Genomic DNA, 14456 nt, shown 5'->3' on the forward strand with positions numbered 1-14456 from the left:
TGGCGCTAATCACCCTGTAGCACAACAACTGCACTTTTGTGATGTGCATTCAATTTGCATGAAATATGTACTGAGTGGATACTCTAAAACGGGATCTGCGTTCACTTTATCGCCACATTGACCTCCTATGCTTTAGCCGCGTGACAATAAACGCAATAACTAAAACAAAAGGTGGATACATGAAATATGGAATTTTCCCCCTCGCTGGTGCGCTTTTGCTTTCACAGAGTGCAATCGCGCAGGTAACCAATGGGGATTTTGAACAGTGGGATGGTAATAACCCAACAGGGTGGTCGACGATTGACAGCGGTATCAGCGTATCGCCATCATCCGATCAGGTTAAAACCGGCGGGCTGGCCGCCAAAGTTGTAGTCAACACAGGCTCACAAAGCAGTACCGACTTTTTGCAGTCTGTAAGCGTTGAGCAGGGTAAAACCTACGACTTCTCGGTATCGGTTTTTCATACCGAAGGCGGTGTAAAAGCGCGTCTGTACGTAGATGGCTACCGCGACTACAGCGTTCCAACCAAAACCAACCAGTGGCAGGAAGTTAGCTACAGCTACACCGCTACCGCTAACCAGAACATCACTGTCGGAGTGCGTTTTTACGATGTAACAGGCTTTGATGGTTCCGAAGCAGTCTACCTGGATAACTTCCAGCCAACTGAAACCAGCACTACCCCGCCAACAGGCGATACCTGCACCAAAACAACCGCAACCCTGACACTGGTCACTGACGACTACGCATCAGAAACCAGCTGGCTGGTTAAAGACAGCAACAACCAGGAACTGTATAACGGCTCCGGCTACAGCAACAATACCACCAACACCAAGGCCATGTGCCTCGGCGATGGCGACTATACCTTTGTGATCAATGACTCTTATGGTGATGGTATCTGCTGCGGAACGGGTAATGGCTCGTTCAAAATTGAAGTCGATGGTAAAACACTTGTCTCCGGTGGCGAGTTCCAGCACAGCCAGTCTCTGGCATTTAAGATCGGAGATTCCGGCACTACGCCTCCGGTTGATCCACCAGTCGTTGGCGAATACTACAAAGCGGCAGAAGGCAAAACCGGCTTTGCGCTGAAAACTGCTCTGTATGGCATCATCCGTGATCACAACAGCCAGGGTTACACCAATATCTGGAACCTGGTAAAAGTCGCTGATATCGATAAGTACTACGAGAACGACGGTACAATTCTGGATGTGTACTCAGAAAAACCTGCCGGTGCGGACGCCATCTCCTTCACCAAAGTGACCGACCAGTGCGGCCAGTACAGCCAGGAAGGCGGTTGTTATAACCGTGAGCACTCTTTCCCGAAAAGCTGGTTTGGCGGCAAAGTGGAGCCAATGAACTCAGATGGCCACCACCTCTACGCAACTGACGGCTACGTGAATGCCAAACGCAGTAACTGGCCATTTGGTGAAGTGGGCACTGCGACTTACACCTCAAGTAACGGCTCCAAACTGGGCCCTGCACGTTCAGGCTTAGGCTATTCAGGCACGGTATTTGAGCCAATTGATGAGTTCAAAGGTGACTTTGCCCGCGCTTACTTCTACATGGCAACCCGCTATGAGAACGCCATCGCAAGCTGGGAAGGCAACAGCACCAGTTCAGATGCGGTACTGAATGGCACCAATACCACCGTATTTGAACCATGGCTGCTGACTATGCTGAAGCGCTGGCACAAAGCAGATCCGGTGAGCCAGAAAGAGATTGACCGTAACCAGGCGGTATTTGATTTCCAGGGTAACCGTAACCCGTTTATCGACCATCCTGAGTTTGTGACAGCAATCTGGGGTGAATAAAACTCACCTTACGCCAGTCAAATAACGCAAAAGGGGGAAGTCATTATTGACTTCCCCCTTTTCTGTTTCTGCGACTCTGGCTGTTACTTAGCAAAACCCATCAGTTCAGCTTTCACCGCGTCATCCGCAAAAGAATGCTCAACACTCTGGCGGTAGATCTGGTAGTAATCTTCAACACTCAACTCAAATGTTTCCATCACTTTACGAACTTCATCGGTCATAGTGGTGTTAGACACGGTGCGGTTGTCAGTATTGATGGTGACAGGAATACCGCCCTGGTAGAACTCTTTCACCGGGTGCGCAGCAAATACCGGTACAGCTTTGGTCTGTACGTTACTGCTTGGGCAGGTCTCCAGAGCCACCTGGTCTTCTTTCACGCGCTGGTAAGCCTGCTCGTCATCGCGGATCGCGATACCGTGACCGATACGCTCTGCGCCCAGCATGGTGATCGCTTCATATACGTTCTGGCCACAACCCTGTTCACCGGCATGAATCGTCACGCGGTAGCCTTTCTCCTGCGCGTACTTCGCGTACTCAACGTAATCGTGGCTGAAGCCGTCCAGCTCACTGCCCGCCAGGTCAAACGCAACCACGCCGTTACCCAGGAACTTCACGCCCGCGTCGATCACCGGTTTAATGGTGTCTGACGGCATAAACTTAACCATAGACAGGATAACGTTGCCCTTAATCTCAAACTGCTGCTCGGCACGCTTCATACCTTTAACAACCGCTTCGATAATCTCTTCGTAGCTCAAACCCTGATTGGTGTGAAGCTGAGGACCAAAACGTACTTCCAGGTATTTCACATTCTCAGCAGCTGCGTCTTCAAACAGTTCAAATGAAATACGTTCGATTGCCTCTGCCACCTGCATCACTGATACCGGCAGGTCAAAACGGCTCAGATATTCAGGCAGGTCCTGACAGGTTTCTGGCGCAACCATCATGTCGCGGATTTCATCCAGATTATCGCTTGGCAGCGTGATGCCCTGCTCTTTCGCCAGCTCCATCAGGGTCTGTGGGCGAAGGCTGCCATCCAGGTGGCAGTGGAGGTCAATTTTAGGCAGGTCGATGTAATTCATTGTTTTAATTCCTGTCATTTTCAGTATTCAATTCGGCAAGTCCGGTAATGGCAAGCATAGCGCCATATCTTCCCGTCTGCCCGCTCTTCTCATCAGATTAACACTATGCTACCTAACCTGCTGATTTCGCGACACGACAATTGTCAGGTGCTACAATCGCAGCTTCACAGTTTTAAAGGTATCTGCAGAGAAAGGGTATGAACAAAGGGGAAATCTTAAACGAAGGACTGGAGCGACTCCGCCAGATAGTCAAGAGCGGCGAGTTTCGCACCGTGTATCTCGATAAAGATGACTACATCATCCGCCAGCATCAGGAGCTGAACGAAGTCTACTGGTTCGATGAAGTCCACTTTGTGGTCAACCACACCGCCCCTAACGGGAAAACACTCAGCATGGGCGAGTTCTTTATTGAGGACCACCTGACCGGTGAGATCGAGTTTTTCTCAGAAAAGCTGTGCCAGTTTGACGTGATCGCCATGGCCCCGACTGAAATGATCGCGATCCCCAAAGAGCGTTTCACCGAAATTCTGTTAAATGAACCGAAGATCGCGTTCTGGCTCAGCCACAATATGTCCCGCATGTACCAGGAAACCATGGATATCGCGATTGAACGCTCGCTATACCCTCTGAAGTTCAACATTATCAACGATATTGTCAGAAACCACACGTCAGCGACCCGGCCACAACGCCACAGCTACATGTACCAGGAGGCACAACGTTTTGGCTGTACCGAGCGTGCCTATACCCGCGTTATCAGCGAACTTATTGATGAGGGAATGCTGAAGAAGGGGCCGGATAAGCGTTCGGTGATCCCGGTGGATATGAGCAAGCTGATCGCATACATAGAGCAATATGATCGTTAGCCCAATGCCCGCCGAAATTTAGCGACAACAATCACACCCCTCTCCGCCTTTTTTGAATCCAACTGACAGATTTGCGATTATCTGCCCAGTTGCACAGGAAGGCTTTATGATTTCAGTAGCGTTAGTCGATGACCATATTATGGTTCGCTCCGGGTTTGCCCAGCTTTTGTCGGTCGAATCCGATATAGAGGTTCACAGCGAGTACAGCAATGCACGTGATGCGTACCGGGTGTTGTCTGTGTCGGATGTGGATGTGGCGGTGATTGATATCTCCATGCCTGATGAGAGCGGACTGGTGCTTCTGGAAAAACTGCGCAGGAAAAAGCCAGACTTTAAAGCCATTATCCTCAGCATTTATGATTCCGCATCCTTTGTCAGCAAAGCCATCGATGCCGGCGCTTTTGGCTATCTTTCCAAACGCTGTGGGCCGGGTGAACTGGCGACTGCGATTCGCACAGTCGCATCCGGTAACCGCTATTTGTGCGCGGACGCGCTGGTGAACCTGAGCAATGCGTCAGCCGGGCCATCGGTGCTCGATGAACTGACCAAACGTGAACGCCAGGTCTTTGACCATCTGATCCTGGGTAAAGATGTCAAAGACATCGGCGCTGAGCTTTGCATCAGCCATAAAACCATTCATGTTCACCGGGCCAATATACTTAATAAGCTCGGGCTGTCCAATAACGTTGACCTGGTTCGCTTTGCGCTGCACCACAAGCTGCTTGAAGACGAGCCGGTATGAGTGAGCTTGCCCGGCGGCGTCAGTTGCCGCGCCTGATCCTCACTCATGGATTCACGTACGCCTTTGCCAGCCTGGTTTATGCCATCAGCTGGTTTTGTCTGTGGAACATCAGCCGCTATCTGGTCCCGGATCTGCTGCTCGCCGGGCTGTTTCTGCCAAGCGGACTGAAACTCGCTGTTTACTCTCTGACATCCCGCCGCCTATGGCCGCTGTTTACCTTTACCGAAATCGCACTGATCGTCGCTCTCTCACGGTTGCTTGGTGAAGAGCCTCACACTCTGCTGCTTATTCTGTTCTCCCTGTTCGGCCATGCACTGGCGATCCCGTTCCAGCGGATCTGGCTGCCGCTCGAAGTCTACTGGAAACGACTGCTGGCACTTTGCAGCCTGACTCTGGTGTACGGGGCTGTTTGCGGCCTTTCACTGCTTTTGATGGCAAAACCCGCCGGGCTGAGTGCCCATTACGCGCTTGAGGGCGGAGTGACCTGCATTACAGGCGGTATTCTGCTGACCCCATTTTTCTACCTGCTGTATGACTATCTGCGCCGCCAGATCTGGCAGCCACTCAGCCCGGAGCTTATCCATCAGGAAGTCACCCTGCGCAGCTCTGCCCTGCTCTGGTGCCTGCTGTTTTTCAGCGTTGGACTTATCGCTGAGCTGACCCTGCTGGAACAGATGCAGCCGATGGCGCTGCTGCTTTTCATGCTTCCCAATATCTTCATGGCCTACCGCTATGGCTGGCAGGGGGGCGTACTGGCCAGTGTGATGAACAGTATTCTTCTCGCGGCGGCGCGTCAGGTAACCGGCTCGTTTGATACCGACCTGGAGCTGCAGAGCTTTATTGCTACTCAGGCGCTGGTCGGGCTTGGCCTGGGTATCGCCATCAGCCGCCAGTACCTGCTGGCTCAGCGGCTGCATCAGGCCAACCAAAACCTGGCTTCCGAGCTGGAAAGCAAACAGCAACTGGCGCGCCAGCTGGTTCACGTGGAAGAAGAGATCCGTAAATCGGTCGCCCGGGAAATCCACGATGAAATTGGCCAGAACATCACCGCGATTCAGATCCAGTCGATGCTGGCAAAACGCCTCGCCACCGACACACAGAGCGAGCAGATCGCCGATACCACCAATGATCTGGCAATGCGTATTCACGCCTCAACCCGCCAGCTGCTAAAACAGTTGAGACCGCTGGCGCTCGATGAAATGGGGCTGGAAAACGCCATCCGTCAGCTGGCAGGGGAAATGGGCTTTGCCGAGCGCGGCGTGGATTTCAGGCTCAACTTTGGCATATTCGCCGACAGACTGGACGATATCACCGCAGTGACCCTCTACCGCATTATTCAGGAACTGCTCAATAACGTCTGCAAGCACTCTCAGGCAACTGAAGTTCAGCTGACCCTGGTCCCCGGGGACAGGTTCAGCCTGGAGCTGCGTGACAATGGTATTGGCCTGCCGGATAACTGGCGCAGCAAAGGCCAGGGACTGCGTGGCATTGAAGAGCGCATTCAGGCGCTTGGGGGGCAGTTAAGCATCGACAGCAGCGGTGATGGCAGCCGCTTTATTGTTAACCTGCCCACAAAAATACACACCACCTGATCGAAACTAGGAAATTTTCCTAGTTATTTATAAATTAGTCTCATCCAATTCATTCACCCGTTCGATAGCATCTTTTTACACCAAGGAGAAGCAATGGCCCTGGCAGCAAATACTGACGCAACAACTACTGGTGCAATAAGCACAGACCGGCGTCAGATAAACGAAAGCTACCGCTACTGGCGTCTGCACCTGATGGCAGCCATGTATCTCGGCTATGGGGTTTTCTACTTCACCCGCAAGAGCCTGAACTTTGCCATGCCAGCCATGCTCAGTGATCTCGGCCTGAACACCGCCGATTTTGGCGTATTGGGCACCCTGTTCTACGTGACTTATGGGGCATCCAAGTTCTTCTCAGGCATGGTGAGTGACCAGGCCAAACCCGCCTGGTTTATGGGACTGGGACTTATCGCCACCGGCATTATCAATATTGCTTTTGGCCTGAGTTCATCACTGACCATGTTTGCTGTGCTCTGGACCCTGAATGCGTTTTTCCAGGGTTGGGGATGGCCACCGTGTGCCAAGCTGCTGACCAGCTGGTACTCGCGCTCCGAACGGGGCTTCTGGTGGTCAGTCTGGAATACCTGCCACAACTTAAGTGGCGCGCTGATCCCGGTCAGCATTGGGTTTGCCGCCCTCACCTGGGGCTGGCGTTACGGATTTATTCTGCCGGGCATATTAGCAATCGTTGTCGGTATCGTGCTCTGTTTCCGGCTGCGGGATAAGCCGACCACTATGGGACTGCCAAGTGTCGGAGAGTGGCGCGATGACGAACTGGAGAAAAAGCACGAGGCAGAAGGGCATGGACTTCCATTCCGCCAGATAGTGAAAACCTACGTGCTGGGTAACAAGTATATCTGGCTGCTGTGCAGCTCTTATCTGCTGGTGTACGTGGTGCGAATCGCGATTAACGACTGGGGCAACCTCTACCTGACCCAGCGCCACGGGTACGAGCTGTTGACCGCCAACACCGCGGTCTCGATGTTTGAAGTCGGTGGTTTTCTCGGTTCGCTATTTGGCGGCTGGGGCTCGGATAAGTTCTTTCGCGGTAACCGCGCACCGATGAACCTGATATTTGCGCTGGGGATCTTTATTTCGGTCGCCGCGCTGTGGCTGACACCGCTCAATAACGTGGTGGTGTTATCCGGATGCTTTTTCGCCATCGGATTCTTTGTCTTCGGACCTCAGATGATGATCGGCATGGCCGCTGCGGAGTGTTCACACAAAGACGCCGCAGGCACTGCGACCGGATTTGTTGGCCTGTTCGCCTACATGGGCGCCGCTCTGGCGGGTTACCCGGTAGCCGTAATTATTGAAAGATTTAGCTGGGAGGGCTTTTTCAGCGTCATCACTCTGGCCGCGGCCATGATTGGACTGCTGATCCTGCCTTTCGTTAAAGCGCAGCAACGCGCAGGGATCGCCGTTACCTGACAGTTTATTTCCCTCTTGTTGCAGGCGCTGCGCCAAAACTCATCCAACCCCCTACAGTTGGAACAACAAGAAGCAAGAGGAAATAACATGAAACTCAGAACTAAACGCAGCCTGCTGACAGCCTGCATTCTCGGATCAATGATTGCCGCTCCTCAGGTTATGGCGAAAGGACGTCTTGTAGTTTACTGCAGCGCAACCAACGCCATGTGTGAAGCTGAAACCAAAACCTTCTCTGAAAAGTACGATGTGAAGACCTCCTTCGTACGCAATGGCTCAGGCAGTACCCTGGCCAAAATCGAAGCAGAGAAGAAAAATCCACGCGCTGACGTCTGGTACGGCGGTACGCTGGATCCTCAGTCTCAGGCCGGTGAAATGGACCTGCTGCACGCGTACAAGTCTCCTCAGCTTGAGTTCATCATGGACGGATTTAAAGATCCGGCCAAACGTAAAGGTAACTACTCCTCTGCCGTCTACATGGGCATCCTGGGCTTTGGCGTAAACACAGAGCGCCTGGCTGAGAAAGGCCTGCCAATTCCACGCTGCTGGAAAGACCTGACCAAACCGGAATACAAAGAAGAAATCCAGATTGCTGACCCGCAGAGCTCAGGCACCGCATACACCGCACTGGCAACCTTTATTCAGCTGTGGGATGAAGACAAAGCATTCGACTACTTTAAAGAGCTGGACAAAAACATCTCCCAGTACACCAAGTCAGGTGTGACACCGTCACGCAACTCTGCCCGTGGTGAAATCGCGATTGGTATCGGCTTCCTGCATGACTACTCTCTGGAGCAGTCAAAAGGCGCACCACTGGAGCTTATCTCCCCTTGTGAAGGCACCGGTTATGAGATCGGCGGCGTGAGCATCATCAAAGGCGCACGTAACCTGGATAACGCGAAGAAGTTTGTCGACTTCGTAATGTCGAAAGAAGGCCAGGAAACCGCATGGAAGAAAGGTCAGTCATTCCAGATCCTGACCAACACCACTGCCGAGCAGTCACCAAACGCGCTGGATCCAAAAGAGCTGAAACTGATCAGCTACGACATGGACAAGTACGGCTCGTCTGATGAGCGTAAACGCTTGATCAACAAGTGGGTTAACGTGGTCAAAATGGGCCAGTAATCCGGCTGGCGGGAGTCCGCTCCCGCCTGACTCGTCTCTTTGACAACGCAGGGCCAAAGCTCTGCGTCTGTCCCGCTCATTAATTCAGGTATTAGTAATGAACGAACTTGCCGCACGTATTCAGCCGGAGGCCACCAAACGGGATCCGGTGTTCTACTGGATACTGAGCCTGCTGGCCGCCTTTATCCTGTTACCCGTTTTCTCTCTCGACTGGGGACTGTTTGAGTCCACCCCGGAGGAGTTCCGCGAAGCCATGGGCTGGAGCAGCATGAACATCTCCTGGCTGTGGTTTGCCCTGCCGGCAGTACTGCTGGTGCGCCCTTTATCGCCACTGGATAAATACGCCAAAAAACGCCACTATTTTGATATCGGTTTCAGCGCCTTCTGTATGCTGTTCGTGGTGGTCTCTTCCTGGTATACCGGCAAAGGCCTGGGCTATGCCACTATCGCGCTGTTTATCGCGCTTGGCGCAGTGATGACCCTGGCGTTCTCGCGCCTTGAATATCTGGGGGGCGATACCTTTGTTATCGGCTCACTGATCACCATCGTGCTGCTGATCACCACCTTTATCATCTTCCCGAGCATCGCCATTTTCGTTCCGATGTTTCAGGATGACATGGGAAACTTTGTCGCCTGGCAGTTCCTGGAAATCCTGGGACGGGCGCAGATTATCCAGATTATTCTCAACTCCATCATGCTCGGCACATCAGTCGGTATCGGTGCGACCTTCTTCGGCCTGATCTTCGCGATCTACACCACCCGAATCGCTAAACGCAGCGCCTTTATCGCCCGGGTATTCTCGATTCTGCCTATCGTTACCCCGCCATTTGTAGTCGGTCTGGGTGTGACCCTGATGCTGGGCCGCTCCGGTTATATGACCGAGCTGATGGTGGACTGGTTCGGCCTGACCCAGACCAACTGGCTGTATGGCTTTACCGGGATCTGGATGGCGCAGGTACTCGCCTTCTCGCCGATGTCGTTTATGATCCTCGACGGCGCGATGAAATCCCTGCACCCGTCACTGGAAGAAGCGTCTTATACCCTGCGTGCCAACCGCTACCAGACCTTCTTCAAAATCGTGATGCCTCTGCTTAAACCTGCGCTGGCCAACAGCTTTTTGATCATATTCGTTCAGTCGCTGGCTGATTTCAGTAACCCACTGGTTCTCGGCGGCAGCTTTGACGTACTGGCCACCCAGATCTACTTCTACATTGCCGGTGCCCAGCTCGATTACGCTTCTGCCAGTACCCTTGGCGCGGTTCTGCTGCTGTTCTCACTGGCGATTTTTGTGGTGCAGTATTTGTGGATCGGTAAGCGCTCTTACGTGACCATTTCGGGCAAATCCTACCGTGGTGACGTACAGCCACTGCCTAAGCTGCTGAAAAACGTGGTTTCTGTCCTGCTCTACTTCTGGATGGCATTTAACGTCCTGCTGTACGGCAGCATCATCTACGGCAGCTTTACCGTTAACTGGGGTGTGGACTACAGCCTGACACTGGCTAACTACATCAACCTGTTTGGTCTGGGTATGGGTGAAGGCGCCTGGCCATCACTGATCACCACCATGACCTACGCCGGTATCGCAGCGCCGCTGACCGCACTGTTCGGTCTGCTTATCGCCTATATCGTGGTGCGCCAGCAGTTCCACGGCAAGAAAGTGATCGAGTTTGCCACCATGCTCTGTTTTGCAGTGCCTGGTACCGTAGCCGGTGTCTCCTACATCCTGGCGTTTAATGATGCGCCGGTTTACCTCACCGGTACTGCCGCCATCGTGGTGATTTCCATGGTGATGCGTAACGTCCCTGTGGGTATTCGCTCGGGTATTGCAGGCCTTGGGCAGCTGGATAAGTCGCTCGATGAAGCTTCTCTCAGCCTGCGCGCCAACTCGTTCAAGACCATTATGAACATCCTGCTTCCATTGCTGCGCCCGGCGATTCTGTCGACTCTGGTGTACAGCTTTGTGCGTGCGATGACCACGGTGAGTGCGATCATCTTCCTGGTGACGCCGGAAACACGCGTAGCAACTTCCTATATTCTAAACCGGGTTGAAGACGGCGAGTACGGCATTGCCATCGCTTACGGCTCAGTCCTGATTGTGGTGATGCTGGCCATCATCCTGACCTTTGATTTTCTTGTCGGTGAAGCGCGCATTTCGCGTTCCAAAGCCAAAAACCAAGAGTAGTAACCGGAGATTTAACTCATGGCAAAAGATAACTTTGTAGTGCTCAAAAACGTCTGCAAGCGCTTCGGAGACAAAACTGTGATTGGGGGCCTGGATCTGGAGATCCAAAAAGGCTCTCTGGTGACCCTGCTCGGCCCTTCCGGCTGTGGTAAAACCACCGTGCTGCGCCTCGTCGCAGGACTGGAAAAGCCCACCAGCGGTCAGATCTTTATCGACGGGGAGGACGTCACCAACACCTCAATTCAGCACCGGGATATCTGTATGGTGTTCCAGTCCTATGCCCTGTTCCCGCACATGTCATTACATGAAAATGTCGGTTACGGCCTGAAGATGCTCGGGCTGGACAAAGCGGAGATAAAGCAGCGCGTGGATGACGCCCTGAAACTGGTCGACCTTGAAGGCTTTGGTGAGCGTTTCGTTGACCAGATCTCCGGCGGTCAGCAACAGCGTGTGGCGCTCGCCCGTGCGCTGGTGCTTAAACCTAAAGTGCTGCTGTTCGATGAACCTCTGAGTAACCTGGATGCTAACCTGCGCCGCAACATGCGTGAGACCATTCGAGACCTGCAGCAGCGTTTTAATATCACCTCCATGTACGTGACCCACGACCAGTCTGAAGCGTTCGCCGTATCAGACACGGTTATCGTAATGAAAGATGGCGACATCATGCAGCAGGGCTCACCAACTGAGCTGTACAAGCATCCGGCATCAATGTTTATGGCGAGCTTTATGGGTGAAGCCAACATCTTCGAGGGCGTATTTAACGGAGAACAGATCGATATCCGTGGCTACCAGTTCCCTGCAGCGAAAGACAATGTGGCCGGAATCGACCCGGGTCAGTACCTGATCGGCGTACGTCCTGAGGCCATCCTGCTTGAAGATCACGGTGACCCATCCCAGCAGTGCCGCGTGAGCAGCATCGCCTATATGGGCTCGATGTATGAAGTGGTGGTGGAATGGCAGGATCACGAGCTGTTGCTGCAGCTTAACTCCTCGCAGTTTGACCCGTCGTTTGCCGACCACGCGTATCTGACGATTAACCCCAATGGTGTTTTCCTGCTTCCCCCCGAAGCAGATTCATAAGGTCTGTCGACCAGCCGTTTAGCCGCCTCTTCAGGCGGCTTTTTTTTGTTTTGTTGGTTGCGTGGGACGTGGTTCGTGGGACGCGGGGAGAGTGTTGTAAGTTATTGTGTAACTGTCAGCAACCAGTGAAAATGGCAAGTCTTCCTGAGGACTGACTGGAAACAGCACTAGTTCTGTTTTGCTTCCTGGCTTTTCTGGTAAATGGCTTTGCTCGCTGCTACATGGTCAAGTTCTTTTTGGTATTTTGCCTTGAGGTCTTCAAACCAGCCTATGTACTCTTTCACGTCTGAACGCAGACTGACCACATCCTGGATGTTACCCCGGCTTTCATTAAAATTCGTCATCTGATCGCTGTCAAAACAGTCATCCATGATCACCTGCCAGGCTTTGATCTCCTGGCCAAACCGATGGTGCGCTTTTTCAAGAATGGCAATCTGTTCATTCGCCTGCTTCATGTGTTTGTTCATGTGAGCCTGAACCCCCGGAAGATAATCCCTGATCTCCGGCTTCTCTTCACCCCACAAAGGTGCCAGCATCTGAGGGCTGTATTTATAGTGAACGAAGTTAATATCAAGAGTGTGATCGCTCAGCTTCTCCCATTCATCAAGGCTGTAACGCACGTTCTTTCGGATACTGTTACCATAATCAATCACTTTGTTCCACGATCGCCCGGTACATGCACCATCCCCTGCCTGAGCAGCGCCCGACACCAAAGCGAACAGGGCAAAACCGATTACTTTTTTGTGCATACCTCACCTCCTGTCGCCAGTGTAATAGCTAATTACTTACTGACACCTGTATCAGGTCAATAGATCGCTGCCTTTTATTGATTGCAGCAATCCCGCATTTTTCCCTGCATTGGGTTAACCACAGGACCGGCTCTGATGGTACTATTTCTCCTTCTCCCTATTTACATCAGCCCGTCAGGTACTTACATGGATTTTGGTCTTCCTCCCCAGCTGAAGTTGCTGCTCGACTGCCTGCTCAGCCGCACCTGCGTCTCAGAGCTCACCCCGGAGCAGGTTCAGGTACTGTCAGATATGGAAACGCTGCACTTTGCCCTGCCGTTTTTCATGCGAATGCCTGTGGAGCTTCAAAACCAGATGGGCGACGACTTCCTGCCATATCTGGATTTTATACTCAATGATATGTCGATCCGGGAACGAAACGGCCAGCTCTCTCCTGACTGGAAGATGTCACTAAAACGCGTATCAGAAAAACAGATTGAGCTTGGGGACCTGAACCCAGATACCAGCTTCCAGGTTCTGAGGCTGATGAAGCTGCACCAGGTGCCAGTCAGTAAAGCCAGTATCAACCAGTTGTTTATGCAGGACGCAACCAGTCACTCCCCCAAACAGCGATATAAACCGGTGGAAGAAGATCCCGGGAACGACCTGACCCGGCTGATTGAAGCGGAAGGCATCAATACCGGGCTGGGTTTCTGCCAGTTTATGGCCAGCGAACTGGCTGTGCTGGACAGCTTTGTGGTCAAGGTGATGCTTGAACTTTTTGAGCAGAATAGCTGGCTGCCTGATGCCCTGCTGCTGCTGACTATGTACCCGGACAAAGAGCTGGCAGAAGTAGCGGCCGAAGTGCTCAATCAATTGCCGGAAGAGAGATGGAGTGATATCTCCAACCGTAACTATCTGACCCTGGTGCAGCGTTTTGGACCGGAATCCGTCCGTCACTACCTGCCTGAATGGAATAAGCGGGCAATGAAGTACACCAGGCCCCGCCCTGTTCCTGAAGTGACAGATTTGCAGGTTTCATTTATCGATGGCAGTGGCGCTGCGCTCTTTTGCGGACTGATGGAAGAAGACCAGGTTCTGCACATGTTCGGCGGCGTATTTAAACTCGGCTACGGCATCATCGACAGCTATTTCCAGCCGCGCATCGAGCGTGTCCATTATGAAAAAACCACTGCTGGGATCTGGCAGGATACCCGGGCAGAAATGTGTGACCCGGAAATCCTCGGTCAGATTATGCCCTGGGCGCTTGGCCTTCAGCAAAACAGCGGCGAACCGCTCTCTGCAAACGCCTTTCAAATACTGGCGATGCTGCCCTCAGCCTGGGTACAGCCGCAGGTGTTCGGGCTCGGTGACATTGCCGCTCTTTGCAAAGTCGACCTCAGTGACAACCAATTGATTGAGACTGCCCGTGCAAACAGTAACTCGCTGCGTGATATCCCCCAGATTAATACCTGGCAGGCAGGTGAGTACAAAACCAGCATCAGAAAGCAGTACATTCAGTCGCTCGCTTTTACCGCACTTGTCACACACTACAGCAAGAATGAACATCCAGGCACACCAAAAACCTGCATGGGTTGCGCGGCTGCACTTCATGGGGGCATTGGTGAACAGGAGCCGTTTCCGCTGTTTGACTGGCTCACCTCCCTTAGCCTGAAGCAGGGTTAGCCGCAAACAATTAATATAAATGGCCGCTGCTCAGAGCGGCCATTTTATTACCTCTTACGGACTGCATATCAGACAAGCGTGCCACTAATAGGAAATGACTGAACGCTCAGATTCAATCCAGAACTCAGGACTGACACCAGTTAGCT

General features: G+C 52.6%; 11 protein-coding genes. 9 read left to right on the plus strand and 2 right to left on the minus strand.

What is annotated here, in order from left to right:
• The first annotated feature begins 179 nt into the window (after positions 1-179).
• Positions 180-1808: an endonuclease gene (locus ACVB80_RS02485; protein WP_481079673.1), complete on the plus strand. Its 1629-nt coding sequence runs from the start codon at positions 180-182 to the stop codon at positions 1806-1808.
• 83 nt (positions 1809-1891) lie between these two features.
• Here the strand turns inward: ACVB80_RS02485 and add are convergent, their stop codons facing one another.
• Complete coding sequence (gene add / locus ACVB80_RS02490; protein ID WP_481079674.1) at positions 1892-2887, minus strand: adenosine deaminase; 996 nt, start codon at positions 2885-2887, stop codon at positions 1892-1894.
• Between the two features lie 197 nt (positions 2888-3084).
• Between add and ACVB80_RS02495 the strand changes: the two genes are divergently transcribed.
• From ACVB80_RS02495 to fbpC, 7 genes are all read left to right on the plus strand, one after another.
• The gene (locus ACVB80_RS02495) at positions 3085-3750 is read left to right on the plus strand and encodes a Crp/Fnr family transcriptional regulator (protein ID WP_481079675.1); all 666 of its coding nucleotides are present in this window, start codon (positions 3085-3087) and stop codon (positions 3748-3750) included.
• Positions 3751-3856: 106 nt separating this feature from the next.
• Positions 3857-4492, plus strand: coding sequence for a response regulator (locus ACVB80_RS02500; protein ID WP_481079676.1), 636 nt, complete (start codon positions 3857-3859; stop codon positions 4490-4492).
• Entirely contained in the window at positions 4489-6084 is a 1596-nt protein-coding gene (locus ACVB80_RS02505; protein WP_481079677.1) for an MASE1 domain-containing sensor histidine kinase, read from the plus strand. Before ACVB80_RS02500 ends, ACVB80_RS02505 begins: the two co-directional genes overlap by 4 nt.
• A gap of 93 nt (positions 6085-6177) precedes the next feature.
• Positions 6178-7512, plus strand: coding sequence for an MFS transporter family glucose-6-phosphate receptor UhpC (gene uhpC, locus ACVB80_RS02510; protein ID WP_481079678.1), 1335 nt, complete (start codon positions 6178-6180; stop codon positions 7510-7512).
• A gap of 87 nt (positions 7513-7599) precedes the next feature.
• Positions 7600-8634, plus strand: coding sequence for an ABC transporter substrate-binding protein (locus tag ACVB80_RS02515; protein ID WP_481079679.1), 1035 nt, complete (start codon positions 7600-7602; stop codon positions 8632-8634).
• A gap of 97 nt (positions 8635-8731) precedes the next feature.
• On the plus strand, positions 8732-10816 hold the full coding sequence (locus tag ACVB80_RS02520) for an ABC transporter permease (RefSeq protein ID WP_481079680.1): 2085 nt from the start codon (positions 8732-8734) through the stop codon (positions 10814-10816).
• 18 nt (positions 10817-10834) lie between these two features.
• Positions 10835-11896, plus strand: a complete 1062-nt coding sequence (gene fbpC / locus ACVB80_RS02525; protein ID WP_481079681.1) for a ferric ABC transporter ATP-binding protein — start codon at positions 10835-10837, stop codon at positions 11894-11896.
• 167 nt (positions 11897-12063) lie between these two features.
• On the opposite strand, the gene ACVB80_RS02530 is transcribed toward fbpC, so the two are convergent.
• Positions 12064-12645 (minus strand): hypothetical protein, encoded by a 582-nt coding sequence (locus ACVB80_RS02530; RefSeq protein ID WP_481079682.1) that lies wholly within the window; start codon positions 12643-12645, stop codon positions 12064-12066.
• A 135-nt stretch (positions 12646-12780) separates the two neighbouring features.
• Between ACVB80_RS02530 and ACVB80_RS02535 the strand changes: the two genes are divergently transcribed.
• Positions 12781-14310, plus strand: a complete 1530-nt coding sequence (locus ACVB80_RS02535) for a DUF7400 domain-containing protein (RefSeq protein WP_481079683.1) — start codon at positions 12781-12783, stop codon at positions 14308-14310.
• Positions 14311-14456: the final 146 nt, after the last annotated feature.

This window comes from Vibrio sp. 9-16B-A1, from assembly GCF_056726165.1.